Source organism: Rhodococcus sp. NPDC060086, assembly GCF_042730275.1.
Lineage (GTDB): Bacteria > Actinomycetota > Actinomycetes > Mycobacteriales > Mycobacteriaceae > Rhodococcus.
The window spans coordinates 14,562-41,554 of record NZ_JBHWWZ010000001.1; the positions used below are offsets into that span (position 1 = coordinate 14,562).

Consider the following 26,993-nt stretch of genomic DNA (forward strand, 5'->3'; position numbering starts at 1 on the left):
CGTCAGATGCCGACCAGGTCGGCCAGCATGTCGTTGTGGTGCATCTTGCTTCCGAACAGCGGCTCGATCGCCTTCGCGCGACGGAAGTACAGATGCGGATCCGCTTCCCACGTGAATCCGATTCCGCCGTGGACCTGGATGTTCTGGGAGGCGCACAGCGTGAGGCATTCGGAGCCCTGAGCCTTTGCCATCAAGGCGGCAAGGCGGAGCTCCGTCGATTCGTCGGCAGCGACCATCGACGCGAACATGACCGTCGCCTCGGCTGACTCGATCGCGATCGCCATGTCTGCGCACTTGTGCTTGATCGCTTGGAACGAGCCGATGGGCCGGTTGAACTGGACCCGCTGCTTCGCGTAGTCGACCGCCATGTCCAACACGGCCTTCGAGGAACCGATCGCCTCGTTGGCGAGCAATATCCGGACGAGGTCGACGATCCGTACGATCGCCGCATGGTCGGACCCCAGCAGTCGCGCGGGGGTCTCCGACAAGTCCACAGATGCCAACGGGCGGGTGAGGTCGAGGGTCTCGCGCGACTCGATCGACACACCGGGCGCAGTCGCCTCCACGACGTACAGCGCGACCGCGTCGCCGGACGGAGTCACAGCCGGCACGACGAGCAGGTCGGCGATGGTTCCGAACGCCACGTAATCGACCCGGCCGGTGAGGACGTGCGTGTCGCCTTCGCCGGAGGCGCGAACAGTGGCTCCGTCCACTTCGAGGTCTCGGTCGGCCGACAACGCCAGCGTCCCGATGGCCTCTCCTGACGCCAGACCCGGCACCAGTTCCGTCCGCTGCACTTCCGAGCCCAGCGCTCGGATCGCTTCCATGGCGCCGATCGTAGTGATCATCGGCACGGGAGTGAGTGCACGTCCGAGCTCCTGTACCACCACGCAGGTCTCGAGAAAACTGAAGCCGCTGCCACCGAGGTCCTCTGGAACGTGAATACCGGGGACCCCCATATCGGAGGCAAGCAGACGCCAGGTGTCCGCATCGTATTCACGGGTTTCGGCGAGCTCGCGTACCCTGGTGATCGGTGCACGTTCCGACAGGAGCCTGCGCAATGACGCGCGGAATTCTTCTTGGTCCTCGTTGAATTCGAAGTACACGATTGTTCCGTTCTGCCATGGATCGGCGGAAATCTGGATCAGGCGCTCTTGCGTCGCCCGATTTCCTGGAACGGGCCACTGTCGAGCCGCGGTTCCTTGGGGAGGCCGAGCAGCTGCTCGCCGATGATGTTGCGCTGGATCTGCGAACTGCCGCCGTAGATCGTGGCTGCACGGGAATAGAGGGCGATATCGTCCCAACAGCGCGAGGAGTTCTCGGTTCCGGGCTGCGGGGTCACGAGAATCCCGTTGTTGCCCTGACCTTCCGGCGTCAAAGCCTCGAGTCCGAGAATCTCGAGGCCGATCTCGGTATAGCGCTGGAAGAACTCTGCCCAGTAGATCTTGGAGAACGAGCCGTCGGTTCCGGGGCGCCCGCCTTCGAGCAACCTCGTCAAGGCGCGGTATCCACGGAACCGCATCGTCTGCACCCGCTGCCAGCACCAGGTGAGTTCCTGACGGATATGCGGATCCGACGTGAGCCCTCGTTCACGGGCCAGTTCGATGAGGCGATCGACCTCGCGTCCGAACCGGACCGCGTCGGTGGTGGCGCGCACACCTCGCTCGAAGCCGAGCAAGGTGTTCGTGGTGTGCCACCCCCCGTTGACCTCACCCAGCACATTCGCCGCTGCGGTGCGCGCATCGGTGAAGAACACCTCGTTGAAGGCGGTGTAGCCCGCGGCGTTGATGATCGGACGCACTTCGACGCCGGGCTGATCCATCGGGACCAGCAGGAACGACAGGCCCTTGTGCTTGACAGCCGTCGCATCGGTCCGGCAGATCGCGAAAATCCAGTTGGCACTACTGCCCGCCGAGGTCCACGTCTTCTGGCCGTTGATGACCCACTCGTCACCGTCGAGCACCGCACGTGTCCGTAGCCCCGCAAGATCGGAGCCGGCCTCCGGCTCCGAGTATCCCTGGCACCAGGAAATTTCACCGGACAGCGTCCTCGGAATGAAGTATTCCTTCTGCTCTTCGGTACCGAGGACCGCCATGGTGTTGCACAGGAGCTTGATACCGAGCGTGTCGTTCTCGGTCCCTTCCGGGACACCGAGGCGCATCAACTCCTCGTTGAGCACGACCTGCTCGATATCGGAGAGGCCCCCGCCGCCGTATTCACGCGGGAGCGAAACGGCGAGTAGATCATTGTCGGACAGTACTTTTCGCCACGACTTGAGGAACTCGTCCTGCTCGGCTCCGGGAAGTGCGCCGATTCCCTTCCAGTCGTCAGGCAGGTTCGACTCGAGAAGCTCGCGGATCGACGCCCGATACTGTTCCGCCTCCGGCGGATAGGTGATGTCCATCGTCAGTCTTCCTTCGCTGCTGCCGTGGGCAGTGCACACACGGACGCCATGAGTGAGGTCACCTCGTCGGGGGTGTACCCGAGTTCGGTGAGGATCTCCTGCGAATGCTCGCCGAGCACCGGCGCGCCACCCTTGAATGCACCCGGAGTATCGGACAGGTGCATGACCATGCCGACCTCGCGGCACCAGCCGTATTCGGGATGGTGGTGCTCGACGACCCGGTTCGAGTCGAGAGCCCATTCTTCCCAGAGCAACTCGGGCATGATCGGGTAGTCGAGCGGGATCTCCGCAGGTACGTTGCTGTTGTCGAGGGCCTTGAACGCGGCCTCGCTGTCGAGATCGGCGAACAGGGCGGTCAGGGCGGCGGCGAGTGCGTCGGCGTTGACCGCACGGTCGGTGCTCGTCGCGAAGCGCGCATCCGTCGCAAGCTCGGGACTGCCGAGTGCGCCGGCGAGACGGGTGAACGCGGCGTCGCCGAACACCGCGATCGCGATCCATCCGTCGGCCGTGCGGTAGAGGCGGTAGAGCGGTGACCAGCCAGTCTGGTCGGCATCGAGTTCGTGTGCGGGCACCGCTTTTCCGTCGAGTGTCGCGGAGTGCTCACTGACCACGAACAGGCTCGAGTGCAGCTGCGGGCTCTCGACGGATTGCGTCTCGCCGGTGTTGAGACGGTGATTGAGGGCGAGCAGAACCGTGACCGCACCGAGGAATCCGTTGTACAGGTCTTCGTTGCCGATGACACGGCGGATCGGCGGGTTGCCTTTGCCGGAGCCCTCGAAGTTGAGGCCGACCATGCCGGACACCATCGGCGCGAACGACTTGAGGCTCGACTTCGGCCCTGCCGATCCGAAACCCGGAAGATACGCGTAGATGACGTCGGGGTTGATCGCCTTCAACGTCTCGTAGCCGAGCGCGATCTTCTCCGCCTTGCCGGGCCGGTAGTTGTGCATCACCACGTCGGCGCCGGCCACGAGCCGATGCGCGATCTCTTGGCCCTCGGGCGTCCGCAGGTCCAGTGCGATGTTGCGCTTGCCGCGGTTGGCGCCTTCGAACAGGTCGCCGAGGGGACGCATCTGATCGCCGATGAGCGGCTCGATCTTGACGACGTCGGCGCCGAGATCGGACAGCAGACGGGCGCCGAATCCTGTTGCGAAGTAGGAGCTGAAGTCGAGGATCTTCACACCCTCCAGCGGCCGCGCCACCGGAGCGGGCTTGTCCGACAGGGGTGCCCAGACATCGGATCGAGCGATCTCGGCCGTGCGGGAGTTGTGCTCACCGACCTTCGGCGCGGGTGCGGGGGTCGCGGGCTTCGACTTCTCGAAGCGGATCACCGGGCCGATCTGCTGGATCGTGCCGTGTTCGTCGTCGGGCAGCTGGATCGGCACGCCCGCGAACGTGACCTGGTCGTCCTCGAAGATGTCCTCGGGATGATTGAGGGGCAGCGCAGCGATGTCGGCGGCGTGCAGCAGCTCGAGCCATTCGTCCCGGTTGCGCTGCTTGAACGCCTCGGGCACCTGGTTGCGGGCGATATCGAGCTCGACGTCGTTGAGTGGCACGGCCATTTCGGGTCCGTCGATCGTCTGCGTCCGGTCACCGAATCCGAGGATGTCCATCGTGCGCTTGTACGCGCCCGGTCCACCGGTGTGAGGGACGAGCCATTTGCCGTCGGCACACTGGAACGGGTCGGTGATGAGGCGCTTGCTGCCGAACCCCTTCTGGTTGCCGCTCCGGGCGAGGTAGGAGATGTCCTTCTCGTTCCACCACCAGTTCATCGACGCGATCGAGAGCATGCCGTCGAGCAGGGAGGTGTCGAGCTTCTGGCCGGCGCCGTTGAGCTTCCGTGCGCGCAGAGCCGAGAGGATGCCGATGGTCGTGATGAACGCGGTGCCGTACGACACGGTGGGATGCCCCATGAAGATGGGTCCCTCGCGGTGGCCGGTCTGCTCGGCCATCTGGCCGAGGCGGGCGTTGAGCAGGGCCTCGTAGCCGGGACGCGCCGCGTGGGGCCCGACGTTGCCGTATCCGGTCACCGATACGTAGACGAGTTCCGGGAACTCGGCATGCAGTTCGTCGTAGCCGAGCCCGAGTGCGTCTGCCTTGCCGACACCGAACGACTCGACGAACACGTCGGCGTTCGCGATGAGACCGCGGATCGCTGCGCGTCCCGCCTCGGTGTTCGGATCCGCTTCGACGCTCCACTTTCCGCGGTCGGTGGACTTGCGGACGTTCGCCGTCGAGTCCGGACCTCCGCCGGGGCGCTCGACCTTGATGACACGGGCTCCGTAGTCGGCCAGCATCATCGTCGAGATGGCAGCAGGCATGCCCCAGCTCGCATCGATCACTACGAGTCCGTCGAGTGGACCAGCCATTGCGCGCTCCTTCTTCTCGTACGATGCCGCGTCGGACGCAGCCATGCTTCTTCGGTGTCAGCTAGTCGGACGAGGGCAGAGGCTTCGCCGTGACGAGCTCCATGGGCGTCCCGTGGCAGGTGAACTGCCCCTCGCCCTTCTTGACGCAGATGACCTGGGTTTCGCAGGTGGCGCACGTGTAGCGCTTGCCGACCTCGTTCATGTGAACTCCTGGGGTGTGGTGATGACGACCGAGACGGGGTCGACTATCGGCCGAACGTGATCTCGAGTGCTGCGCCGCAGCAGGTCAGCGACGAGCCGCCTGCCTTGGTGACGATTGCTTCCGAGCCGCAGTTGTTGCAGCGCAGACGGTTGCCGTTCGCAGCTTCAGTTCCCTCGGTGTTCCCTGCACTCATGTCCACTCCTTCGCCGTGTGATGGTCGGGGCGGCGAATGTGCGCCTGCGTCCCCGGGTGAACGTTACCTAGTTCACTATAATGATGCTCATAGATTAGGGCAAGTGTTTGCGGTGAGTACTTTCCCGAACCGACGACGACGCCCCCGCCACCGCGCCCCTACAGGGCCACCAGCGCGAGGGCGTCGACACACCCAGTGTCAGGACGACGCTCAGCCGCCACTCGAATGATCGGGCAGGAACGTCGAGATCTCCGGGAAGAAGATCAGGATCAGGACGACGACGATCGCCATCGGCAGGAACCATGCAGCGGCGACGAACACATCCTTGAGCGGAATATCCTTGCCCAGGTTCACCTTCGGATCCTTCACGATCGAATGGACGATCATCGCCAGGATGCCGACCGGCGGCGAGAGGATCGCGAGCTCACCCATGAAGACGACGAACGCACCGAACCACAGCATCGAGATGTCGAGACTCTCGAGCGTCGGGATCAGGATCGGCACGGTGAGCACCATCATCGGCAGCGGATCCATGAAGGCGCCGAGGATCAGGTAGACCACCATCATCAGCAGGAGGAATTCGACCCGCCCGAGGTTCATATCGGTGATCAGATCGGCGAATCCGTTGCTGATGCCGGTCAAGGTCATCATGCGGGAAAGCGCCTCGACGCCGACGAGCAGGAGGAAGACCGCACCGACCGTCGAGACGGTACCGATCGAACCGTCGAGGAGCGCGCGACTCGCGCCGCCGGTCTTGCGCTTCCAGATGAAGACGACACCGACCGAGCAGAGCGCGGCAACCGCGCCGGCCTCGGTGGCGGTGAAGATGCCCGAGAACATTCCACCGATGATCACCATCACCAGGACCGGAATGGGCCAGATCGACACGAGGCTCTTGAATCGCGTGCTCCACGAGACGCTCGATGCCTCGATCCGGCTTTCCTTCGTCCCCGCGACGTCCTTGGCGAAGACGGCAATCAGGATGATCGCCATCGTGAACATGAGCGAGACGAGGATGCCGGGGCCGATACCGGCGAGCAGCGCCTTACCGACGGGGACCTCGGCGATGCCCGCGTACAGAACGAGCAGGATGCTCGGCGGGATCAGCTGACCGGGTAGGCCTGCGACCAACACCGCGCCGACCGCGAGTCGTCGGTCGTATCCGGCCTTGAGCATCTCGGGAATGCCGATGCGGCCGAGAGCATAGGTGGTTCCGGTCGTGGACCCACTGACCGCAGCGAGACCGGAGCCGGCGATGTTGGTGCCCACCGCGAGACCGCCCGGAAGCCAGCCCAACCACTGACGAGCAGCGGTATAGAGCGAATCGGTCATGCCGGAGCGCCACAGCAACAGGCCCATGAGCACGAACATCGGCACGACGCTGAGGGTCCAGCTCGCCACCTCGTCGTAGGGAAGAGACGTGAGCGCACTTGTCACCGTCCGCTCGCCACGCATCGCGTAGAGGCCTGCGAACGACGGGACGATCATCGTCAGTGCCACCGGAACCCGCAGGCACAGCAGCGTAATCATCATCACCAGCGCTGCGCAGCCGATCGCGACCGGAGTCAGCGGCATGAAGATCGCGGCAGTCGACCCCAGTAGCAGCACCATCAGAGCACCGAACAACACCCATGATCGGGTCGAGAACTTCTTGCTGGGACCGACAACCGGTGGAGTGGGGCTCGAGTCCCGCGCTTCGGCAGTGGTAGTGGTAGTCATTTGCTCTCCGAATTCGGCGCGGTTGCATTCGGCGCGGTTGCAGAAACGGCGGATACACCGGCTTCTTCATCGATCTCGTCGGTGATGCGGGCTACCTCGGCGTCGGTCGCGTCGACCGAGTCCTCCCCTCCGCGGAGGGCACGCACCCCTGCAAGGGCGAACTGCACGCACAGGACACCGAAGGCGATGGGAACGAGGAAGTACACGGGCCACGCCACGACGGTCGAAACGCCTGCAGTCTTTCCGATGTCGCGGGAGTGGAGGGCTTCTTCGAGGCCGAACCACGCAAATCCGAAGAAGACCACGACACCGAGCATGTATCCGAAGAACAGCACTGCTCGTCTGATCCGCGTGGGGAAGTAGTGCGCCACGAGGTCCGCGACGATGTGCTCTCCCCTCGCCTGTGCCGCCATGAAGCCGAGCAGGGCGATGATCGGGACATAGATGTACTGGGTAACCTCGAGCGTGTTCGGGATGGGCGACGACGCGAGCGCTCGCATGAGCGCGTTCGCCGTCACGTGGAGCATCATCACGAACAGCACGATGACTGCAGGTATCTCGATGAGAAGCAGTAGCCGACTGCTCGGCTTGCTGGAAGCGCTCGGGGATGCGCTCATGTCAACTCCGCTGATGTGAGGGGGCAGGCGTGCGGGGACGCCCGAAGGTCATGTCGTAAGCATCTGGACAAGCGCGGTGAGGGCTTCGCCGACTCGACCGAGATCGATGTCTTCGATCCGGTTCTCGGAATCGACGCTGCGGTGCACCATAATTTCGCCTGCCTGTCGTGATCTACATCACTCGTCGGTCATATCATTCGCCTAGATTGGTCAAGAGTCAAGCTTTCATGCGAATGATTTGCCTGAACTTCGATTCGCGGCGACCCCTCCGCGAGGGACGAAGGCTTGACGGGCCGAGACTGGCATCACACAATCACAATAGATGATCACCATTATCTGCAATAGATGTCAATGTCGAACCGAGGACTCTTATGACACCGACAGCGGCCCCACCCAAGCCCTTACCACTGGCAGACGAGACCACCACCCCCTACTGGGACGCCGCGCGCGAACGGCGCCTGACGGTGCAACACTGCGACTCCTGCCTCCGCTACCTGCATCTTCCGGTGGACGCCTGCCCCACGTGCGGTGCCGCGGAGCTGACATGGAAGGACATGTCGGGTCGCGCGACGCTCTACTCGTACACGGTCATGCACGACGCGCCCGCACCGGGATTCGCCGATCATCTGCCGTACATCGTCGTGGTCGCTGAACTCGAAGAGCAAAAAAATTTGCTGATCACCACGAATCTTGTGGACGCCGATCCGGCCGACCTACGAATCGGACTCCCCCTGGAAGTCACCTTCGACGAGCTGGCGCCAGGCGACGTCGTGCCCCAATTCCGACCCGCATCCCGACACAGGAGCGCCTGACCATGTGGGAATACCGCGACAAGGTCGCGATCGCCGGCATCGGCTACACCGAACTCATCCGCCGCAATCCACGTACCCTGCTGTCGCTGACAGTCGAGGCCACCGATGCCGCGCTCGCCGATGCCGGCCTGACCCGCGCAGACGTCGACGGCCTCGCGACCACCCCCACCATGCCGGTGTACGGGGGTGAGAAGGGCAACCACGACGGTATCGACGTCGTCACCCCCGGCCATCTCGCCGGAGCGTTGAGGATCCGCGACAACATCACGTGGCTCGGCAACACCATGCCGATGGTCACCCACGCCGCCATCGACGCGATCAACGCCCTCGTGGCCGGGGCCTGCACACACGTCGTCCTCTACCGCGCTCTGCACATGCCGCAGGGCAGGTACTCGAACTTCACCTCTGCGCGGGCAGGCGGCAAGGACCAATTCTTCGCGCCCTACGGCTTCTCGATGCCCGCAGGGTGGGCCGCGACCGTTGCCCGCCGCTACCTCGATCTCGCGGGCGCAACACGAGAATCGTTCGCGCGCTTCATCGTCGACAACCGCGAACGCGCCCACCTGAACCCGAATGCGTTCTTCCGCGGCAAGACTCTGACGACGGACGAGTACCTGTCGTCGCGCATGATCGCCGACCCCATCACCATGCTGGACTGCGACCTGCCCGTCGACGGAGCAGTCGCCATCGTGCTCACCAGGGCCGACCGCGCCCGCGACCTGCTCAACCCTCCCGCGTTGATCTCCGGCTACGCAACGAGCAACCACATCGGGGCGACCGGTGTGCCGATGACGCTCGAAGATATTCTCGCCGGCTCCGAAACCACCGGAGGCAGACTCTGGAACGCTTCCGGCATCGGCCGCGACGAGATCGACATCGCCCAGCTGTACGACGGATTCTCGATCTTCACGTACACGTGGCTCGAAGGCCTCGGCTTCTGTGGTCGCGGAGAAGCCGCCTCGTTCATCGACGGCGGCAACGCCCTGCCGACCGGGACGCTACCGCTCAACACGGGCGGCGGGTGCCTCGCCGAGGGCAGGCTGCACGGCATGACCCAACTGACCGAAGCCGCCTATCAGGTGACGAATCGCGCCGGAGAGCGTCAGATCCCGGATGCGAAGCGGTCCGTCGTCACGGTCTCCAACGGCTTGGCAGGATCGACGGCCTTCGTCATCTCCGCCGACCACTGACAGCGCACACGAGCAGGGCCGGAACCCGGCGGGTTCCGGCCCTGCTCGTGCTCTGATTCAGTCCTCGAGACCGGCCAACTGTGCCGCGAACTTGCGACGCGCAAGCTCCTCGAGCTCGGGCAGGTGGTAGCTCGGGAACAGCCCGTCGTGCGGCTCGGCATCACGCAGCAGCTGCCGAGCGAGACCCACCTTGTGGATCTCGGTGGCACCATCGGCCAAGCCCATGTGGTAGCTCTCGAACAGCCACTTGCCCAGCGGCAGTTCCTTCGACACGCCCAGCGACCCATGCAGCTGCACCGCACGAGAGGTCACGTCGAGCAACACCTTCGGCATTGCAGCCTTGACTGCAGCGATGTCCTTGATGACCTTCCGATAGTCCTTGTACCGGTCGATCCGCCATGCGGTCCGCAACACGAGCAGGCGGAACTGCTCGATCTGCAACCACGAATCGGCGATCATCTCCTGGACCATCTGCTGGTCGCCGAGACGCTTGCCGCGCGTCGTGCGCGACACGGCACGTTCGAGCATCATGTCGAGCGATGCCTGTACCAGGCCGACGGTGCGCATCGCATGGTGAATGCGCCCGCCACCGAGACGGGTCTGCGCGACCTCGAATCCCTGACCGACTCCGCCCAGGATGTGGTCCTTCGGGATCCGTACATCGGTCCACCGCGTGTACGCATGGGTACCGACCTCGTAGTCGTGACCCCACACGCCCGTGTTCCGGACGATCTCGAGCCCCGGGGTGTCGGCCGGAACGATGAACTGTGACAGCCGTTTGTGCGGCTCGGCATCGGGGTCGGTGACCGCCATGATGATGTAGAACGACGCGAAGCGCGCATTACTGCCGAACCACTTCTCGCCGTTGATGACCCATTCGTCACCGTCGAGGACTGCGGTGGTCTCGAACTCGACGGGGTTCGATCCACCCTGCGGCTCCGTCATCGCGTAGCACGAGACGATCTCGTTGTTGATGAGCGGCTTCAGGTACCGCTCTTTGAGTTCGGGGGTGCCGTAGTGAGCGAGGATTTCGGTGTTGCCCGAATCCGGCGCCTGCGCACCGAACACGATCGGCCCCGAGTGGGTGCGACCGACGATCTCGTTGAGCAGCGCGAGCTTGAGCTGCCCGAACCCCTGACCGCCGAGTTCAGGGCCGAGATGCGTCGCCCACAGGCCCTTCTCCCGCACCTTGTCCTGCAGCGGCGGAATCAGCTTCTGGCGCAGCGGGTCCTTCAGATCCCACGCGTGGGTGATCACCTTGTCGACCGGCTCGACTTCGTTCTTCACGAATTCCTCGGCCCAGTCGAGGACCTCCTGGTATTCGGGATCTGTCTCGAATCCCCAGCTCATGCGCATTCCTTTCTCGAAAAGTCGTGTGTGCGTGGAAGGTCAACGCATCGCAGTACGGCCGCCGTCGACCGGGATGATCGCGCCGCTGGTATAGGTCGATCCGGGGCCTGCGAGGTAGAGCGCGGCGCCGATGATCTCGTCGGGGTTGCCGGCCCGCCCGAGCGGAAGTGCCTTGAACTTCTCGGCGACGACGTCCATGTCCCACGACTTGCTGATGTCCGTCAGGAACGGGCCTGCCATGATCGCGTTGACGCGCACCGTCGGCCCGTACTCCTGCGCGAAGCCCTTCGTGATGATGTTCAGTGCAGACTTGGCCGCCGCGTACGGTAGGTCGCTCGGCGTGGGTCGTTCCGACGCGATGGAACTGATGTTGATCACCGAACCTCCGCCTGCCTCGACCATGCGCGGGGCGACAAGTGTCGTCAGACGGAACGCGCCCTTGAGGTTCACGTCGAAGACCTTGTCGAACAACGCCTCCGTGATGCTGCCGAGGGAGTCGTACAGCGGCGACATTCCGGCGTTGTTGACGAGGATGTCGATCCTGCCGAACTCGGAGTAGACCTGCTCGACGAGGCCTTCCTGGGCGTCCCAGTCACCGACATGGCATGCGATCGGAAGTGCCTTGCGTCCGGTGGTCTCCCTGACCTCGGCGGCAAGCTTCTCGCAGCTGTCGATCTTTCGGCTGACGATAACGGTGTCGGCACCGGCCTTCGCGAACGCCAGCACCATCTCGCGCCCCAGGCCACGGCTTCCGCCGGTGACGAGTGCGACTTTGCCTTCCAACGGCAGCGCCCGGTCGGTCATCGTGTTTCCTCCTTGTCGGGCGAGATCATCCCGCCGGATTCGCTTGTCTTGCAGACCCGCTCGACCCGATCGTGCGCAAGTGGGACGACGGCCTTGCCGGTCGCGTTGCCGTCGAGCATGCCGAGAAACGCGTCCCACGCGCCCTCGATGCCGCCGGTGAACTCCGTGTGAACGGGACGGATCGCTCCGATACGGAGCCACTCGGCCATCCGGTTCTCGAATTCTTCGCGCGCGTCGAGATGATCTCGGAGGAGAAAGCCCTCCATCCTGGCTCGACGCCAGACGAGTTTGATGAGGTTGTTCGGCCCCGGCTGAGGGCTTGCCGAATTGTAGATACTGATCATCCCGCACAACGCGATCCGCGCGTGGTCGTTGATCACCCTGATCGCGGCCTCGAGGTGCTCGCCGCCGACATTGTCGAAATACACGTCGAGCCCCGTCGCTCCCACCTCCGCCATCGCTCTACGGAGCAGATCCTTGACCGGACCGTCGTGGTAGTCGAACGCGGCGTCGGCTCCGAGTTCCCGGACCAATGCCACCTTGTCCGGACTGCCCGCGCTACCGATCACCGTGGCACCACGCAGTTTTGCGATCTGTACAACGGTGGACCCGACAGCTCCTGCCGCGGACGACACGAACACCACATCTCCCGACTCGATGCGGGCGATTCGTTCACACCCCACCCACGCCGTCATACCGGGGATACCCATGAGCCCCAGATGGTCGGCGGGAGCGAGGTCGTCGTGCGCGAGTACGGTGCAGTCGCCCGACGGTACGAGAGCATGTGTCCGCCAGCCGTACTCGTGCTTGACCAGCGATCCGACGGGAACGGATCCGTCTGCAGAGTCGGTGACACGGCCGATCGTGGGGGCGAGCATCGGCTCGTCCAGCGGGTACGGCTCGGCGTAGTTGGCCTCACCACCGATCCTGCCCCGCATGTACGGCTCGACAGACATCATGAGGTTCTCCACCCGCACGAAACCCGGCTCAGGGGAGCCGACCACGACATCGACGAGTTCGACATCGGAAGCACTCGGGCGACCCGACGGCCGGGAACGGAGTATCCATTGGCTACTTGCTACGGAAGACACAGGTCCTCGATCTCAGGCGGATTCGGCGGTGACCTGTGCAACCAGGTCACGACGCACGAGCTTGCCGGTGGCGGTCCTGGGCATTTCGTCGACGAAGAGGACATCGTCGGGGGTGCGGGATCCCCGCAGTCGCTCGCGGCACCACGCCCGAACCTCCTCCGGCTCGGCATGATCGTCACCGACCGGCACGATCACGGCGCAGATGCGTTCGCCCCATTCATCATCCGGGACACCGATCACAGCGACCTCGCGCACGTCGCCATGGCGGACGAGGACGTCCTCGATCTCGGCGGGCGCGATGTTCTCGCCTCCGCGGATGATCGTGTCGTCTGCGCGACCACCGATGAACAGGAACTCGTCCTCGATGCGTGCACGGTCGCGGGTGGGGAACCAGCCGTCGGCGTCGAGCACCGAGCCCTTGCCCATGTATTCGCCGCTCACCTGCGCGCCGCGCACCCACAGGAGACCCGTGTCGCCGTCTGTCAGCACGGTGACATCGTCCTCGGCGCGGATCTGCGCCTCCATGCCGGGCACGACCCGCCCGACGGACGACAGGCGGTGGCGCAGCGCCTGGTCGGCGAGCGCCTCACGGTGATCGTCCGGTCCGAGTACCGCGATCGTCGAACTGGTTTCGGTGAGGCCGTAGGCATTGACGAAACCGGTGTCGGGGAACGCGACGAGGGCACGTTCGAGCACGGGTTGCGCCATGCGGGCTCCGCCGTATGCGAGCGACGCGAGCTTCGGTGCGCCCGCCGATTCACCGCCGAGATGTTCGACGACGCGGGCAAGCATCGTCGGCACCACCATCGCGCTCGTGACCTCCTCCTCCCGGACGAGATCGAGCCATCGTTGCGGGGTGAAGTCCGGCAGGTACACCATGCGACGACCCGCATAGATGTTGCTCAGAACTGCACCCATACCCGCGATGTGGTACGGCGGCGTGCTGATCAGCGTGGCCTGATCCTCACCGGCAGAACCGAATTCGACGGTGTTGAACAGGTACGACGTCAGGTGGTGATGACGGAGCAACACGCCCTTGGGTGCGGAGGTGGTGCCGGAGGTGAACAGCACCACCGCGGTGCTGTCGTCATCGGCGGGCAGGTGATCGGACGGTCCGGCCGCGCGCGCGGCGTCGAAGAATTCGTCGGTGGTCAGCAGATGCTCGGCCGCGCCCTCGAGCTTGTCCCTGTACACCGGGTCGGCGACGATCAACGGCCCATCGAGCTGGGCGACGAGGTCGCGCAACTGCTCGGTCGCGAGCCGGTAGTTCAGTGGCGCGATCGGGATTCCCGCTTTCGCCGACGCGAACGTGAGCACGGGCAGGATCGGCCCGTTGACCCCGACGAAGACGAGATGCGCTGCTCCGTGCTGCTTCAGCACCGTCGCACCGCCCGACGCCACATCGTCGAGCTGAGCGTAGGTCAGCCCCGACTCGCGACGGCCGATGGCCACGCGGTCAGGGACGACCGAGGTCGCCATGTCGAGAACCATTTCGATACCCATTGCACCACCTGAATTGAACGATCCGGGGTTGTCCGAGCCCTCGCCGGTCCACTGCTGCAGCAACCGGGCGCCGTCCCTCGGACTCTAACAATCATGCGCCTGAATGTGAAGCTAATCATGACAATGGTTTGCACGAATGTGTAGAGTGCGGTGAAGAGTGGCCCCGGTCACCTACCTGAACATCCGCTCCGCGGCCGGTCCAGTACTGCAAGGCACCGCCCGGACCATGATCGAAGACGAGGTGAACCCGATGAGCGATCGGGAGATGCTGGACAGCAGCGCCGTGGGCGTCGGCCCAGTGGACGTCGGCACAGTGGACGTCGGCACAGTGGACGTCGCTACCCTGACGTCCTGGCTCGACAGCAAAGGTGTCGGCACCGGGCCGATCACCGACACTGTCCCCCTGACCGGCGGAACCCAGAACATCCTGGTCCGCTTCGTCAGGAACGACCGCGAGTACGTGTTCCGCAGGCCACCGCTGCACAAACGCAGCAACAGCGACGAAACCATGCGCCGGGAAGCGCGAATTCTCACCGCGCTCGCCGGGACAGACGTTCCTCACCCGCGGCTGGTCGCAGCGTGCGACGACCCGGAGGTCATGGGCTTCACCTTCTTCGTCATGGACTCGATCAGCGGCTTCACCGCCACCACCGACGTGCCGGAACCCCACGCGTCGTCGGTGGAGTTGCAGCACGCGATGGGCTTGGCCATGGTCGATGCGGCGGCGGCACTCGGCCGCGTCGACCCCACCGCACTGGGACAGCAACAGTTCGATCGTGCCGACGGGTGGATCGAGCGGCAGGTCGGACGCTGGCGTAAGCAACTCGATTCGTACTACGAGCTGGACGGCTGGCCCGGACCCGACCTCGATGGCGTCGACGAACTCGGCCGGTGGCTCGACGAACATCGCCCCACCGAATGGAGGAAGGGCGTCATCCACGGCGACTTCCACTTCGGCAACGTCATGTTCCGGCACGACGGCCCCGAGGTCGCTGCAGTCGTCGACTGGGAGCTCGCGACGATCGGTGACCCGCTCCTCGACCTCGGGCATCTACTCGCGACCTGGCCGGATCCGGACGAGCCCCGCACGAAAGGGCTGGCCCGCCGACTCGATGGCCTACCGTCCCGAGCCGAACTCATCGCACGGTACGGCGCAACCAGCGGTCGCGACATGACCGGCTTCGACTGGTATCAGGTGCTGGCCTGCTACCGCCTCGCCATCATCCTCGAGGGCACGCATGCCCGCGCATGCGCAGGCAAGGTCGACGAGTCACTCGGAAAGCGTTTCCACAGCGTGTCCCAGGCATTGCTCGACCAAGCTCGCGCACTCGTCTCCACATCACCGCAGGCCGTCTGAGCCTGCTCCAGGAAGGATTCCTCGTGACCACCGATCCCCGGGCAACCACCGAGTACAAGTACCTGCAGTACGAGACCCACGACGAGGGCACCATCGCCCGCATCGTCCTCGACCGCGTCAAGTACCGCAACGCCCAGAACCGCGGGCTTCTCGTCGAGCTCACCGCCGCATTCCTGCGCGCTGAGGCCGACGACGACGTGCGCGTGGTGATCCTCGCAGGCAACGGTCCGGTCTTCTCCTCCGGGCACGATCTGGGCAGCCCGGATTACCTGGCCGAACGCAACCCCGGACCCGACCAGCACTGGTCGTATGCCTGCACCGGCGGCACGAAGGACGCCGTCGAGTCGCGGTTCCACCAGGAGTGGCACTACTTCTACGAGAACACCCGCCGCTGGAGGGATCTCCGCAAGATCACCATTGCCGAGGTACACGGAAACGTCTTCTCCGCCGCACTGATGCTCACGTGGGCATGCGATCTCATCGTCGCCGCTGAGAACACGCAGTTCGCCGATGTCGTCGCAACACGACTGGGCATGTGCGGTGTCGAATATTTCGGTCATCCTTGGGAATTCGGCCCCCGCAAGGCCAAGGAACTGCTCTTGACCGGCGACAGCCTCGACGCCGAGGATGCACGCGCACTCGGCATGGTCAGCAAGGTCTTCCCGGCAGAGGACCTGACCGCAAAGACCCTCGAGTTCGCTCGCCGCATCGCCCAGGTGCCGACGATGGCAGCGCTGCTGGTGAAGGAGTCGGTCAACCAGAGTCAGGACGCGATGGGCTTCTCCAACGCGCTCGACGCCTGCTTCACGATCCATCAGCTCAACCACGCACAGTGGACCCATCTGTCGGGCGGCAAGGCGGTCGTGGGCACTCCCGAACTCGGGATGCCCGACTGGAAGACCGCTCCTCCGATCAAGCGGGCAGATCCGCATACTCCCTGACCGCAGTCCAGGCGCCTGACGCAGTCCGGTCACAGCTCAGGATTCGGCGCGTTTCACCAGTCGCTCGTAGCGCTGCCGTGCTGCCTGCGTGCTTCCCAGCCCCAGACCGAACGCAATTTCCTGCCAGGTCATCCCCCGTTCACGGGCGATTCCGAGAACCAGCGCCTCCAGCTGGTCCATCTCTGTCCTGGCCTTCGGAATGAGACCCAGAGCTGCCGTGACGTCGGCGGCGTCCACCTCGGGTTCTTCGGGACCCGGCTGGTGGACACCGCCGGCGAGTGCGGCGACGATGCGGATCGCGCCGAGAGGATCGAGCATCTCAGGATGCGATTGACGCGCACGCTGTTCCGCAGTGGCGCCGTGGCGTTCGGCGATCCGGAACAGACCGGCATACTCGCGGTGCGCTCGGTCGCGACTGGGGTTCGGTGGGGTGAATTCGTTGTCTGTCATACACACAGCGTGAGCCGTGAACATCGTGTTGTCAACAATATGTTGTAAACACAATGTTCACGGCTCATCGCCTGTTGCTCAGGACGGGCGGTGCTCGAGCAGCACCTCGGCGAAGAGTGCATCGACGAACGCAGTCGTGTCGAGCTTCTCAGGGCTGTACCACTCGGCAAATCCGGCGTAATCCACTGCATTCTCGTAGCCAAGCTCTGCCACGGTCGTCTTCCACTGCTCCGACGCATCCCGGGCCCGCGACACGAACTCGGCGCCACCGGGGGCCGTCTCCGCAAGGTCGTCCACGATCGTTTCGTTCTTCGTGATCAACGCGTCGCGCGCGTCGTCGGCGAACGGCTCGGCCGAACCGTCGAACTGGGTGATCGTCGCCGAGGCATCGACCGTACCCTCCCAGATCTTGTTCATGCTGCCTTCGATGAACACGTCGAGCCGATCCCACATCAACTGCTGCGCTACGACCGGAAGCTCTTCCCACACATCGATGTTCATTGCCAGTGCGCCCGAGGTGTTCGCAAAGCCCGCATCGGGGTCGATCACGACGTGGGGTGCGACCTCCATGATCCCCGCGATCATGCCTGCGGTCAGCGTCGTTGCGGCGCACGCCGCGACCCCGCGCTGCAGGCTCTCGTAGTACTCGGTGTACCCGATCGAGACGGGATTGCCGCCGAGAGCGCCGACCTGGGTCCCGAGAGTCGCCGATCCGGACGCGATCGATTGCCCCTGCAGTTCGGCCAGATCGTTTCGGGCCTGAGTGCAGATCAGCGCGATCGAGCCCGAGTTGAATGACGGAAGCAGCATTTTCAAGTCGTGGTCCTCGAATTCCGACACGATCTCGGGCGTCGAGAATGCGACGTCGACCGGCCAGGCGTTCGACGACAGACTACCGACGATCACACTGTTGTCCGACAACACGCTGGCGTTGTTGAGGGCGAATGTCGCCGGGTACTCCTGCGGTTCGTACGCTCCCATGACCTGCGCCAGGTCGAGCCTGCCGTCCTGAACCGCATTGTCCGACTCGGTCGGTGACGCCACGCCGTTCGAATACACGATGTCGAAGGTGATCTTGCCGTCGGACCATTCGGACACCGCTCGGGCGTAGTTCTCGATGTGCTGACCGCCCGACGCACCTTTCGCAGCAGGCGACTGAGTGTGGATGACGATCGGGTCGACGGACTCGAACGCTTCCTGGTATTCCTCGATGCTCGCGCCGTATTCGACACCGGCACCGCCGCCCTGCCCGCCCGTACCTGCCGATTCGGCACAGGCCGCCAGCACCGTCGCTCCCGCAGTGACGCTTGCGATCGCACACGCAACCGATCGAAACCTCATGATCTACTCCCTTGTTTCATGATTCCCGTTGACTATGCCGACACCGGATTCGGCTGTGGCGCGGCCGAACTCCTGAGACCGAGCTTCTCGAGTTCGGGAAGAACATCGGAGGCGAACAGTTCGAGACTCCGCCAACCGATTTCGGGGGGAAGTCCACCCATGAGCGGCTGGAACATCAGTTCGGACTCGTCGCCCCGCTCGCGGGCGAACTCCACGCACTGTTCGGGCGTGAGCACGACGAACTGCGGCTGCTTCTTCAGGTCGTCCACGGTCTCGACGTGCGTGTACCCCGTCGTGCCGACACCGCGTTCCTTCGCCCACTGCGCGTTCATGTTGGTCGTGTACATCAGGTGCGGCGCGAGCAGTTCCCACTCGCGATCGGGGTCGTCCGTCACGTGCAGGAACAACGGACCCGCAGGCGCGGGGCGCGGTGGAATCGGAAGTCCGAGCTTCGTCCGCTCAGCGTCGTACAGCGCGTACAGCCGTTCCTTCTCCGATCCGGCAGGCATGTAGTTGTCTCCGAGTCGCGCCGCACGTGCCGCGGATGCATCGGCCGAGCCGCCGATGTAGATCGGGGGACGCGAGGGGCCTGCAGGTGTCGGACGTACCCGCACGGTGCTGCCACGGAACTCGAACTGCTCACCGGTCCACGCCTTGTCCAGGACATCGACGATCTCCTCGAGGATCCGCACCCGTCGCTTCATCGGCACGTCGAACATCTCGAATTCGTCGGGCCGGTAGCCGATCCCCATCGTCATCTCGACGCGGCCGCCGCCGCCCACGAGATCGAGGGTCGCAAGGTCTTCCGCAAGCCGCAGGGGATGATGTAGCACCGCCACGAGCGCGGAGAAATGAACGTGGATCTTCTCGGTCCGCCCGAGCATCGCCGCACCCAGAATCATCGGCGATGCACAGTAGCCGTCCTCGGCACCGTGGTGCTCGGCGATGTACACGGTCTCGAACCCGAGCGAATCAGCCCATCCGGCCTGCTCGACAGCGGCCTGATAGAGGTCGACAGCAGGTGCTCCGATCGACGGTGCACGCATGTCGTAACGCAGTGACAGTCTCATCACGGGTGCCTTTCTCCTACGGGCCGGTCCCGCTCCAGTGCGAAGGTCGGCAAGGTATGGGTATCGAAAACGGTCGGGGACAGGACTACCCGGTCGCCGATCCGAGGGGAGTCGGCACCTTCTCCGACGAGGTTGGTCACGAGACGCACGCCCGGCGCGTCCTCGAACTCCACCAGCGCCACTGCATACGGCGGCGTCGATCCGGACGGCAGAAACGCGCGGTGCACGATGGTGAACGAGTAGATCACTCCCCTACCCGCAACCGCAGACCACTCGAACTCGTCGTCGTGACCGCACGGGCAGCCCGGACCGGGGTACCAGTGCCATCTCCGGCATGCACGGCAGCGTGGAAATACGAGTTCCCCGCGGCCGACTCCGTCCCAGAACGGTGCGAGTTCCGGAACATCCTTCGGGGGTGCGTATTCCGGAACGGACATTTCGGCAGCGGAAAGGTCTGTGTCGGTCACGCTTCTCACCGGTCCTTCGTCAGGATCAACGTCGTGTGCTCGCCGCCCGCCAATGCGGCGACCAGCGCCGTCGAGGCATTCGGCACCTGTGCCTCGCCTCGTATCCCACGAACCTGACGCACGGCTTCGATCACGTGGACGATCCCGGGGATATAGGCGTACGCGAGGTGGCCACCGTGGGTGTTGACGGGCAGTGAGCCGCCGGGCCGGGTGTGTCCGGCGCGGTGGAACTCCAGCGCTTCACCGCGACCGCAGAGTCCGAGATCCTCCATCTGGATCGCCTGCGAGATGGAGAAGCAATCGTAGATCTCGGCCACATCGACATCCGCCGGGGTCAGACCGGCATCGGCGAAGGCTCGTGGCCCGGACACTGCGGAACCGAACGAGCACATGTCGTCGGCTTGCGTGAAGTACGAGCTCATCGAGGGGCCTACCGCCACGGTCGACGATCCGGCCACGACAACGGGCAGTCCAGCGAGGTCGCGAGCGCGTTCCACCGTGGTGACGACGAGTGCGCCTGCGCCGTCGGAGATCAGGCAGCAGTCTGCCGCCCGCAACGGTGATGCGATCATGGGCGACGCCAGATAGTCGTCCTCGGTGAGCGGCTTCGGACGTTGGGCGTTCGGCGTCATCGCCGCCCACACCCGGTTCGAGACCGCGATCGAGCCGAGGGCATCGGGATCGATCCCGTACGTGTGGCAGTAACGCTGGGCCCACGCCGCGAAGTACACCGGTTGCCCGTACCAGCCGAAGGGCATTTCCAGGCTTGCCTTCACCGGATCCTGCGCGTGGAACCCGTAGGGCCCGCCGGGCTTCGATCCCGCATAGCCGTAATACACGAGCACGGTGTGCGCGCGGCCCGATTCCACTGCTGCGCGCGCTGTCTCGACGGCGGCGAGCGGCCCTGCACCCGCGGGTATCCCCGGGGCCGCCGTGTACATGCGATCGATCCCGAGCGCGACCGACACCTCGTCCGGCCCGGGATATGCACCTGCCGCCACCACAGCGTCGATATCCGACGCTGCCAGTCCCGCATCGGCGAGCGCGTTGCGGCACGCGTCGAGGACGAGCTTGGCGATCGGGCGCTCCACGGATCGGCCGAACTGCGACTCACCGACTCCGGAAACCACCGCCGCCGACGCTCCCGTGGTCATGCGCGCAATCCGCGCCACGCCGTCGTGCCGCCATCGACGGGGACGACGATCCCGGTGAGGAACGACGAATCGTCGGAGGCCAGGAATGCGGCAACCTTCGCGATCTCGTCGCCGGTGCCGAATCGGGGAATCAGATGTGCACCCACCATCGAACGCTTCCGTGCTTCGCGGACCTCGTCCGATTCCGCGGCGTCGAGGTAGGCCCGGCTCATCGGGGTCTCGATCGAGCCCGGGGCGAATGCGTTGACGCGGACATCGGGAGACAGTGCGATCGCGGAGGTACGGGTGAGCTGGATGACCGCGGCCTTGCTCGACGGATACGCAGTACTGACGTATCCGACCATGCCCGCGACCGAGGCCGCGTTGATCACGGATGCGCCGCGACCCGACGCACGCAGATGCGGTGCAGCATATTTCGTGGCGAGCCACACCGACTTGACGTTGATCGCATATACCTTGTCCCAGACGTCCTCGGGAAGCTCCTCGAAGGTCGTGTGCTCGGTGAATGCGTTCTCCATGACGCCTGCGTTGTTCACGAGTGTGTCGAGACCACCCGCGGTAGAGACGACCGTGTCGATCATGCCCGCGATAGCCGAGCTGTCCGCGAGATCCACGGTGATCGCGGCGGCAGCAACGCCCATCGCTTCGATCTCGGCTGCCACCTCTTTCGCGCCGTCACCGTTGAGGTCGGCGACACCGACGAACTCGGCGCCGCGCCTGGCGTACTCGAGGGCGATATCCCGGCCCATTCCCTGGGCCGCCCCGGTGACCAGTGTCCGCTTACCTGTCAGCATGTTCTGCTTCCCTTCTCCGTCGACTGTGTCGACAACATCTCGATCAAGACCGGCCCGTCACGGCCGTGGTGCGCCCGGCTTCGAGCAACGTCACGGGTTGCTCGTATCGGCCGCTGGTGTACGGCGACCGGCCCGCGATGCCCGTCATCCCGGCATCGATGGGGAACGTCACGCCGGTGACAAAGGCCGCCTCGTCGCTCGCGAGGAAGAGCACACCGGCGGCAACATCCTCCGGCGTGATGGCTCGGCCCATCAGTGCGCTGTCACCGAGCGTCGCGGTGGCACCGGCGAGATCATCGGCTCCGTCCGCGACGACGGCAGCAGTCATCGGTGACACCACAGCCCCGGGAATCACGGTGTTGACCCGCACCCCGAACGGCCTCAGTTCGGCGGCAACCGAGTTCGAGAGCCCCACGACTGCGGCCTTCGCCGCGCTGTACACGTGCGGCCCGACTCCACCGAGGACCGCGGCGGGGCTGGCCGTGGAGATGATGACGCCCGATCCTTGCGGCTTCATCACGCGAGCAGCATGTTTGAAACCGCACAACACGCCCCGCAGGTTCACTGCAAGGGTCAGGTCCGCCTCGCTCATCGGCGTTCGATCGATCGGTCCCAGAGTTCCCATCACTCCGGCGTTGTTGAACATCACGTCCAACCGGCCGAAGGCCTCGACGGCCAGATCCACCGCCGACTCGATATCCGATTCGGCGGTGACATCGGTACGCAGGAAACGGATCCGATCGCCGAGCTCTGCGGCAAGTGCGTGGCCGGCCTCCTGCACATCGGCGACGACGACCGACGCACCTTCCGCGTGCAACGCACGCACGACGGCCTCGCCGATACCGCTGGCGCCGCCGGTGACGACTCCGACCCGCCCCTCGAATCGGTTACCGCTTCGTATCACGACCGAGCCTTCCTGTTGTCGACGTCGACAAGTTCAACTTCTCGAATCATTTTCTACCCATGCAACTTTCGTCGCTTATAGTCGACCGGACCCATACGACTCAGGAGGAACCATGTCCACCGACCCACTGCACGCTCAGATCGACGACCTCATGTCGCGGGTGATCACACTCGAATCGGAACGAGTCGCATCCGGTCTGATGCACCGATACGCAGCCCTACTCGACCATCCGCTGCCGGAGTCCTTGGCATCCTTGTTCGTCGCCGACGGAACGTTGGTGACCGGCCGCGGCACGTACCGGGGTCGCGACGAGATCGCCGGATTCTTCCGATCGGCACGGTCGACGGATGATTCCGACAAACGCCATTTCATCTGCCTACCGGACCTCCGGGCGCACGCACCCGATCGCGTGCACCTGGAGTGCTACTTCGGATACACCGCACGGGCTCGAGAGGGTTCCGGGATCGGCTGGGGAACATACAGAGCCGATATCCTGACCTCTTCGGGCGAGGCGTTGTTCGAGTCGTTGGCGATCGACCTGCACGTCGGTACCGACCTCGCGCGAGGGTGGGCTCGCTGACCTACCCGGTGACGCTGACCTACCCGGTGACGGTGATCGCGTGCTCCGGGCACGCGTCCACCGACGCCTCGGCCTGGCCGACAAGCTCCTCCGGAACCGTGAAGTCCTCGCCGGCCTGGGCGACGAAACCCTCTTCGTCGTCGCTCAGGAGATCGGGGGCGACGGAGTAGCAGCGCCCGTGTCCCATGCACTTCTCACGTGTGATCGACATCGTCGTTGCAGATGTTCCGGCCATGTCAGACCTCCCATTCCAATTCGAGTTCCTTCAGGGTCAGCTGAGAACCGCGCTCGACCAGGTCGGCACCGTTCTTGATCCGGTACTCCGGGATCAGCTTGTGCCACTCCTCGAGAACCACGGCGAGTTCGAGCCGTGCGAGGTGCATGCCCAGGCAGCGATGCGGTCCGGCACCGAACGCGAGGTGCTGGTTGATCCCCGGCCGGCCGAGGATGAACTCGTCCGGATCGTCGTACTTGCGAGGATCTCTGTTCGCGGAGCCGATTCCGAGCCAGATCACGTCCTTCGCGGCCATGTCGATGCCCTCGAACTCGGAGCTCTCCTGCACCTCACGCCCCGCCTGGATCACCAGCGGATACATCCGGATGAACTCCTCGACCGCATCGCGGGTCGACTCGGGTTCCTCGATCAGCATTCGGCGGTCCTCGTCGTGGGTCGCGAGGTGGGTGAAGATGTATCCGAGTGCCGACCGAGTGGTGTCGAGGCCCGCCAGCATGATCGACATGCAGGTGGTGAGAATCGTGTCGTGCGAGAGCGGTTCGCCGTCGAGCTCGGCCTGTACGAGGCGCGTGACCATGTCTTCGGCCGGGTCCAGTGGATTTTCGCGGCGTTCTTCGATTGCGAGAGTGAAGTAGTCGAGGATCTTCTTTCGCGGGACTTCGGCGCCGTCGAGATCGCCCTGCAACATGCAGTTGAACATCTCTTCGGTCCACGGCAGGAAGAAGTCACCGTCCTCGACGGGCAAGCCCATCAGCACCAGGAACAGATCCGTCGGGTACCGGATGGCGAACTCGGCAACGAAATTGCAGTGCCCCTTGGGTTGCAACTCTTCCAGCAGTTCCACGCAGCGAGTGTGCGCCAGTTCCTCCATGCGCCGTACCGCGGCGGGCGCGAAGAACGGATTGATGATCCGACGGAACTTCTGGTGCTCCTCACCGTTGAGATCTTGAGGAAGCAGCGGGATCTTGCTCTCGGGGAACAATGCCGTTCGCACGGCAGTCGTCCAGTTCTTGTGATTCTGAAACCCTGCGAGGACATCGTCGTAGCGGGTCAGCATCAGGAAACCGCGGTCGGTCGTGTCGTTGAAGTGGAACCGCGCGGCTTCACGCTCTTCGTCGAGAAGCGCGTAGTGGCCGTAGATTTCAGATTCTTGTGTGTAATCGATGTGGCTGACGGGGCAGCCCGCTGCATTCGTCATGTGTTTCCTCCGTTAACGGTCAGGCCGGGCGGTGAGGCAGGAAGATCTCCTCGTAGACCTTCGCGCTGTAGTCGTCGAGATCGAGCGCCTCCGGGCTGTACCACGTAGCGAACTCGTCGTAGCTGACGTCTTCATAGCCCAGTTCGGACAGGGTGGACGTCCACTTCTCGGTCGACGTACCGATTCGGTCGACGAACGCATCTCCGTCGTCGAAGGCGGCATTGGTCCTCTGCGCATCGAGGAGTCGCTCGTTCTCGGCTGCGAGCGCGGCACGAGCGTCATCGGCGTAGGGGCCGACGGTGCCGTTCGCTGCGAGAACTTCCTTCATTCCGTCGGCCGTATTGGGAAGAATCTTGTCTTCGATGTTCGACTGGACATACACGGCGAGGCTGTCCCAGATCAACTGTTGTGCGACGAGCGGAAGCTCTTCCCACGCCCCGGCACTCATGGCCATTCCGCCCCAGCCGACCGCGACTCCGGCGTCCGGGTCGATCACCACCTGCGGTGTCTGCCCGAGGAAGCCGCCGAGCATGCCGACGGTGAAGGACGTGACCGAGCAGTCGGCGATGCCGCGCTCGAGTGCCTCGAACAGTTCGGTGTAGGCGATCGAGACCGGCGTTGCTCCGAGCGAAGCGACCTCGGCGTTGATCGCGAGGCCGGACGCGGTGACCTGGGCGCCCCTGGTGGAGGCGAGGTCGCGTCGTTCAGTGGCACAGAACAGGCCATTGGAACCGGAATTGTATGCGGGCAAGAGGAGTTTGAGGCCTTTGTCCTCGTACTCGGCGACGATCTCCGGAGTCGCGAATGCCACATCGTTCGCCCATGCATTGGATTGGAGCGGGCCGAGCACCGGAGTCTGGAGCGACGCGAAGCTCGAGTCGATCAGCGCGGTAGTCGCGGGATACTCCGATGGTTCGTACTGCGGGATGACGTGCGCGAGGTCGAGACGGCCGTCCATGAGTGCGTTGTCGATCTCCGCAGGGGGCGCAACAGCATTCGAATAGGCCACGTCGAATGTAATTTTCCCACCGGACCACTCGGTGATCCGATCGAGGTATTTCTCCACAGGCACTCCTGTCGCCGACCCCTGCGGAGCGGGCGACTGGGTGTAGAGCTGAATCGGGTCGAGGTTCTCGAATGCCGCGATGTAGTCGTCTTTGGTGGCGCCGTAGTCGATACCGTCGCCGCCCCCACCGCCGCCGACGGCAGAAGCCGACTCGGCGCATCCCGCAACGAGGGCTGCGGCGAGTGCCAAAGCCGCGGTAGAGCCACCGATCGATCTCAACCGGGTAGTGCGAGAAGAAGTCATGCGCTGCTCTCCATCGTCGAGGGTGCGTGGCAGACTCACGCATCCGTGATGCAAATCACGACTATCATGCGTATGATTAGTTCCATTGTCAATACTTATTCATGGTGCAGGTCACCTACAGCCGCGCAAAACGAAGGCGGGACGACCGTGAAGGTCGTCCCGCCGCAGTGTGGCCGGATCAGAGGCGATCGTGCGTCAGTTCACAGCACCCCACGCTATGGGCGTCTCGAGCGCCTCCGGGTAGTGCTTCTCCTCGTAACGCCAGATACCGGCAATGTGCTCCTCCATCGCAGCGAGCGCAGCGTCCGGGTCGTGATCGGCAACGGCTTCGTAGATCTTCGCGTGGATGTCGAGGGTGGCCCGACGATGCCGCTCCGAGTACTCCATGCCCATCGCCGATCCGTCCAGCATGTCGAGCAGCGCGTGAATCAGGTAGCCGAACAGTGCATTTCCCGACCCCTTCGCAACGGTGTCGTGGAATACCCGGCTCATCTCGAGGAAGATCTCACCGTCGTCGAGGTTCTCTCGCATGTGGTCGACGGAATACTTCAGGTCGGCCAACTGCTGCTCGTTGATGCGCTCGGCGGCCAACCTCGCCATCATCGGCTCCAGCGCGGTCCTCGCCTCCACGATGGTCCGGAACGGCGCGTTCTCGAACTGCAGCAGGAGCGTGATCGAGGTAGCCAAGCCCTCACTGTCGGGCTGCTGGACGATCGGCCCACCGCCCGGCCCCGGCTTGAGCGAGATCACCCCCTGCAGCTCGAGAAAGCGCAAGGACTCGCGCAAGGTCCCCCGGCCGACGTCGTATTCGTCGAGCATGACGCGCTCCGGAGGCAGCCGATCACCGATCTTGTTGCCTCGCCGATTGATATCCTGAACGATCCGCTGCGCCACCAGCATCGCCGTCTTCTGTGGCCGCAGCCCTGCTCGTCCCATCGA

At 64.4% G+C, this 26,993-nt stretch carries 27 protein-coding genes; 5 read left to right on the plus strand and 22 right to left on the minus strand.

What is annotated here, in order from left to right:
• Positions 1-2: 2 nt before the first annotated feature.
• The 7 genes from ACFWB0_RS00085 to ACFWB0_RS00115 all read right to left on the minus strand — a co-directional run bounded on the left by ACFWB0_RS00085 (position 3) and on the right by ACFWB0_RS00115 (position 7,504).
• Positions 3-1,106: an acyl-CoA dehydrogenase family protein gene (locus ACFWB0_RS00085; protein ID WP_378488379.1), complete on the minus strand. Its 1,104-nt coding sequence runs from the start codon at positions 1,104-1,106 to the stop codon at positions 3-5.
• Between the two features lie 38 nt (positions 1,107-1,144).
• Complete coding sequence (locus ACFWB0_RS00090) at positions 1,145-2,404, minus strand: acyl-CoA dehydrogenase family protein (protein ID WP_378488380.1); 1,260 nt, start codon at positions 2,402-2,404, stop codon at positions 1,145-1,147.
• A 2-nt stretch (positions 2,405-2,406) separates the two neighbouring features.
• The gene (locus ACFWB0_RS00095; protein WP_378488381.1) at positions 2,407-4,773 is read right to left on the minus strand and encodes a CaiB/BaiF CoA transferase family protein; all 2,367 of its coding nucleotides are present in this window, start codon (positions 4,771-4,773) and stop codon (positions 2,407-2,409) included.
• Between the two features lie 61 nt (positions 4,774-4,834).
• Positions 4,835-4,975 (minus strand): hypothetical protein, encoded by a 141-nt coding sequence (locus ACFWB0_RS00100; protein ID WP_378488382.1) that lies wholly within the window; start codon positions 4,973-4,975, stop codon positions 4,835-4,837.
• 43 nt (positions 4,976-5,018) lie between these two features.
• Complete coding sequence (locus tag ACFWB0_RS00105) at positions 5,019-5,168, minus strand: hypothetical protein (RefSeq protein WP_378488383.1); 150 nt, start codon at positions 5,166-5,168, stop codon at positions 5,019-5,021.
• Between the two features lie 210 nt (positions 5,169-5,378).
• Positions 5,379-6,887, minus strand: a complete 1,509-nt coding sequence (locus ACFWB0_RS00110; protein WP_378488384.1) for a TRAP transporter large permease — start codon at positions 6,885-6,887, stop codon at positions 5,379-5,381.
• On the minus strand, positions 6,884-7,504 hold the full coding sequence (locus ACFWB0_RS00115; protein WP_378488385.1) for a TRAP transporter small permease: 621 nt from the start codon (positions 7,502-7,504) through the stop codon (positions 6,884-6,886). Before ACFWB0_RS00115 ends, ACFWB0_RS00110 begins: the two co-directional genes overlap by 4 nt.
• A gap of 371 nt (positions 7,505-7,875) precedes the next feature.
• On the opposite strand from ACFWB0_RS00115, the gene ACFWB0_RS00120 reads away from it, so the two are divergent.
• On the plus strand, positions 7,876-8,316 hold the full coding sequence (locus ACFWB0_RS00120) for a Zn-ribbon domain-containing OB-fold protein (RefSeq protein ID WP_378488386.1): 441 nt from the start codon (positions 7,876-7,878) through the stop codon (positions 8,314-8,316).
• Between the two features lie 2 nt (positions 8,317-8,318).
• Positions 8,319-9,506 carry a hypothetical protein gene (locus tag ACFWB0_RS00125; protein WP_378488387.1) on the plus strand — a complete coding sequence of 396 codons (1,188 nt, stop codon included), beginning with the start codon at positions 8,319-8,321 and terminating at the stop codon, positions 9,504-9,506.
• A 57-nt stretch (positions 9,507-9,563) separates the two neighbouring features.
• Here ACFWB0_RS00125 and ACFWB0_RS00130 read toward each other — a convergent pair whose 3' ends face one another.
• The 4 genes from ACFWB0_RS00130 to ACFWB0_RS00145 are packed head-to-tail and all read right to left on the minus strand — an operon-like array spanning position 9,564 to position 14,254.
• Entirely contained in the window at positions 9,564-10,856 is a 1,293-nt protein-coding gene (locus tag ACFWB0_RS00130) for an acyl-CoA dehydrogenase family protein (RefSeq protein WP_378488388.1), read from the minus strand.
• A 39-nt stretch (positions 10,857-10,895) separates the two neighbouring features.
• Positions 10,896-11,660, minus strand: a complete 765-nt coding sequence (locus ACFWB0_RS00135) for an SDR family NAD(P)-dependent oxidoreductase (protein WP_378488389.1) — start codon at positions 11,658-11,660, stop codon at positions 10,896-10,898.
• On the minus strand, positions 11,657-12,751 hold the full coding sequence (locus ACFWB0_RS00140) for an NADP-dependent oxidoreductase (RefSeq protein WP_378488390.1): 1,095 nt from the start codon (positions 12,749-12,751) through the stop codon (positions 11,657-11,659). Before ACFWB0_RS00140 ends, ACFWB0_RS00135 begins: the two co-directional genes overlap by 4 nt.
• Positions 12,752-12,763: 12 nt before the next feature.
• Positions 12,764-14,254: a class I adenylate-forming enzyme family protein gene (locus ACFWB0_RS00145; protein WP_378488391.1), complete on the minus strand. Its 1,491-nt coding sequence runs from the start codon at positions 14,252-14,254 to the stop codon at positions 12,764-12,766.
• A 265-nt stretch (positions 14,255-14,519) separates the two neighbouring features.
• On the opposite strand from ACFWB0_RS00145, the gene ACFWB0_RS00150 reads away from it, so the two are divergent.
• Complete coding sequence (locus tag ACFWB0_RS00150; protein ID WP_378488669.1) at positions 14,520-15,611, plus strand: phosphotransferase family protein; 1,092 nt, start codon at positions 14,520-14,522, stop codon at positions 15,609-15,611.
• 23 nt (positions 15,612-15,634) lie between these two features.
• Positions 15,635-16,552 carry an enoyl-CoA hydratase gene (locus ACFWB0_RS00155; protein ID WP_378488392.1) on the plus strand — a complete coding sequence of 306 codons (918 nt, stop codon included), beginning with the start codon at positions 15,635-15,637 and terminating at the stop codon, positions 16,550-16,552.
• A 36-nt stretch (positions 16,553-16,588) separates the two neighbouring features.
• Here ACFWB0_RS00155 and ACFWB0_RS00160 read toward each other — a convergent pair whose 3' ends face one another.
• The 7 genes from ACFWB0_RS00160 to ACFWB0_RS00190 all read right to left on the minus strand — a co-directional run bounded on the left by ACFWB0_RS00160 (position 16,589) and on the right by ACFWB0_RS00190 (position 22,732).
• Positions 16,589-17,002 (minus strand): DNA-binding protein, encoded by a 414-nt coding sequence (locus ACFWB0_RS00160; protein ID WP_378488393.1) that lies wholly within the window; start codon positions 17,000-17,002, stop codon positions 16,589-16,591.
• A 78-nt stretch (positions 17,003-17,080) separates the two neighbouring features.
• The gene (locus ACFWB0_RS00165; protein WP_378488394.1) at positions 17,081-18,343 is read right to left on the minus strand and encodes a C4-dicarboxylate ABC transporter substrate-binding protein; all 1,263 of its coding nucleotides are present in this window, start codon (positions 18,341-18,343) and stop codon (positions 17,081-17,083) included.
• 32 nt (positions 18,344-18,375) lie between these two features.
• Positions 18,376-19,413 carry an LLM class flavin-dependent oxidoreductase gene (locus ACFWB0_RS00170; protein WP_378488670.1) on the minus strand — a complete coding sequence of 346 codons (1,038 nt, stop codon included), beginning with the start codon at positions 19,411-19,413 and terminating at the stop codon, positions 18,376-18,378.
• A complete protein-coding gene (locus ACFWB0_RS00175; RefSeq protein ID WP_378488395.1) occupies positions 19,413-19,880 on the minus strand; it encodes a Zn-ribbon domain-containing OB-fold protein in 468 nt (155 codons plus the stop codon). Before ACFWB0_RS00175 ends, ACFWB0_RS00170 begins: the two co-directional genes overlap by 1 nt.
• A 5-nt stretch (positions 19,881-19,885) precedes the next feature.
• A complete protein-coding gene (locus ACFWB0_RS00180; RefSeq protein WP_378488396.1) occupies positions 19,886-21,034 on the minus strand; it encodes a thiolase family protein in 1,149 nt (382 codons plus the stop codon).
• Entirely contained in the window at positions 21,031-21,828 is a 798-nt protein-coding gene (locus tag ACFWB0_RS00185; protein WP_378488397.1) for an SDR family NAD(P)-dependent oxidoreductase, read from the minus strand. Before ACFWB0_RS00185 ends, ACFWB0_RS00180 begins: the two co-directional genes overlap by 4 nt.
• A gap of 43 nt (positions 21,829-21,871) precedes the next feature.
• On the minus strand, positions 21,872-22,732 hold the full coding sequence (locus tag ACFWB0_RS00190) for an SDR family oxidoreductase (RefSeq protein ID WP_378488398.1): 861 nt from the start codon (positions 22,730-22,732) through the stop codon (positions 21,872-21,874).
• A 112-nt stretch (positions 22,733-22,844) separates the two neighbouring features.
• Between ACFWB0_RS00190 and ACFWB0_RS00195 the strand changes: the two genes are divergently transcribed.
• A complete protein-coding gene (locus ACFWB0_RS00195; protein ID WP_378488399.1) occupies positions 22,845-23,312 on the plus strand; it encodes a nuclear transport factor 2 family protein in 468 nt (155 codons plus the stop codon).
• Positions 23,313-23,331: 19 nt separating this feature from the next.
• Here ACFWB0_RS00195 and ACFWB0_RS00200 read toward each other — a convergent pair whose 3' ends face one another.
• From ACFWB0_RS00200 to ACFWB0_RS00215, 4 genes are all read right to left on the minus strand, one after another.
• Complete coding sequence (locus tag ACFWB0_RS00200) at positions 23,332-23,547, minus strand: ferredoxin (RefSeq protein ID WP_378488400.1); 216 nt, start codon at positions 23,545-23,547, stop codon at positions 23,332-23,334.
• A 1-nt stretch (position 23,548) separates the two neighbouring features.
• Entirely contained in the window at positions 23,549-24,745 is a 1,197-nt protein-coding gene (locus ACFWB0_RS00205; RefSeq protein ID WP_378488401.1) for a cytochrome P450, read from the minus strand.
• A gap of 19 nt (positions 24,746-24,764) precedes the next feature.
• Positions 24,765-26,054 carry a C4-dicarboxylate ABC transporter substrate-binding protein gene (locus ACFWB0_RS00210; RefSeq protein WP_378488402.1) on the minus strand — a complete coding sequence of 430 codons (1,290 nt, stop codon included), beginning with the start codon at positions 26,052-26,054 and terminating at the stop codon, positions 24,765-24,767.
• Between the two features lie 195 nt (positions 26,055-26,249).
• On the minus strand, positions 26,250-26,990 hold the full coding sequence (locus ACFWB0_RS00215) for a FadR/GntR family transcriptional regulator (protein WP_378488403.1): 741 nt from the start codon (positions 26,988-26,990) through the stop codon (positions 26,250-26,252).
• Positions 26,991-26,993 lie beyond the last annotated feature (3 nt).

Coding starts and splice junctions, on each gene's coding strand:
- ACFWB0_RS00215 (WP_378488403.1), bottom strand. CDS start 26,990: ATGGGACGAGCAGGGCTGCGGCCACAGAAGACGGCGATGCTGGTGGCG.
- ACFWB0_RS00090 (WP_378488380.1), bottom strand. CDS start 2,404: ATGGACATCACCTATCCGCCGGAGGCGGAACAGTATCGGGCGTCGATC.
- ACFWB0_RS00100 (WP_378488382.1), bottom strand. CDS start 4,975: ATGAACGAGGTCGGCAAGCGCTACACGTGCGCCACCTGCGAAACCCAG.
- ACFWB0_RS00135 (WP_378488389.1), bottom strand. CDS start 11,660: ATGACCGACCGGGCGCTGCCGTTGGAAGGCAAAGTCGCACTCGTCACC.
- ACFWB0_RS00205 (WP_378488401.1), bottom strand. CDS start 24,745: ATGACGAATGCAGCGGGCTGCCCCGTCAGCCACATCGATTACACACAA.
- ACFWB0_RS00110 (WP_378488384.1), bottom strand. CDS start 6,887: ATGACTACCACTACCACTGCCGAAGCGCGGGACTCGAGCCCCACTCCA.
- ACFWB0_RS00125 (WP_378488387.1), top strand. CDS start 8,319: ATGTGGGAATACCGCGACAAGGTCGCGATCGCCGGCATCGGCTACACC.
- ACFWB0_RS00180 (WP_378488396.1), bottom strand. CDS start 21,034: ATGACCACGGGAGCGTCGGCGGCGGTGGTTTCCGGAGTCGGTGAGTCG.
- ACFWB0_RS00150 (WP_378488669.1), top strand. CDS start 14,520: ATGCTGGACAGCAGCGCCGTGGGCGTCGGCCCAGTGGACGTCGGCACA.
- ACFWB0_RS00160 (WP_378488393.1), bottom strand. CDS start 17,002: ATGACAGACAACGAATTCACCCCACCGAACCCCAGTCGCGACCGAGCG.
- ACFWB0_RS00195 (WP_378488399.1), top strand. CDS start 22,845: ATGTCCACCGACCCACTGCACGCTCAGATCGACGACCTCATGTCGCGG.
- ACFWB0_RS00145 (WP_378488391.1), bottom strand. CDS start 14,254: ATGGGTATCGAAATGGTTCTCGACATGGCGACCTCGGTCGTCCCTGAC.
- ACFWB0_RS00115 (WP_378488385.1), bottom strand. CDS start 7,504: ATGAGCGCATCCCCGAGCGCTTCCAGCAAGCCGAGCAGTCGGCTACTG.
- ACFWB0_RS00105 (WP_378488383.1), bottom strand. CDS start 5,168: ATGAGTGCAGGGAACACCGAGGGAACTGAAGCTGCGAACGGCAACCGT.
- ACFWB0_RS00120 (WP_378488386.1), top strand. CDS start 7,876: ATGACACCGACAGCGGCCCCACCCAAGCCCTTACCACTGGCAGACGAG.
- ACFWB0_RS00095 (WP_378488381.1), bottom strand. CDS start 4,773: ATGGCTGGTCCACTCGACGGACTCGTAGTGATCGATGCGAGCTGGGGC.
- ACFWB0_RS00130 (WP_378488388.1), bottom strand. CDS start 10,856: ATGAGCTGGGGATTCGAGACAGATCCCGAATACCAGGAGGTCCTCGAC.
- ACFWB0_RS00185 (WP_378488397.1), bottom strand. CDS start 21,828: ATGCTGACAGGTAAGCGGACACTGGTCACCGGGGCGGCCCAGGGAATG.
- ACFWB0_RS00170 (WP_378488670.1), bottom strand. CDS start 19,413: ATGAGACTGTCACTGCGTTACGACATGCGTGCACCGTCGATCGGAGCA.
- ACFWB0_RS00200 (WP_378488400.1), bottom strand. CDS start 23,547: ATGGCCGGAACATCTGCAACGACGATGTCGATCACACGTGAGAAGTGC.
- ACFWB0_RS00210 (WP_378488402.1), bottom strand. CDS start 26,054: ATGACTTCTTCTCGCACTACCCGGTTGAGATCGATCGGTGGCTCTACC.
- ACFWB0_RS00165 (WP_378488394.1), bottom strand. CDS start 18,343: ATGAGGTTTCGATCGGTTGCGTGTGCGATCGCAAGCGTCACTGCGGGA.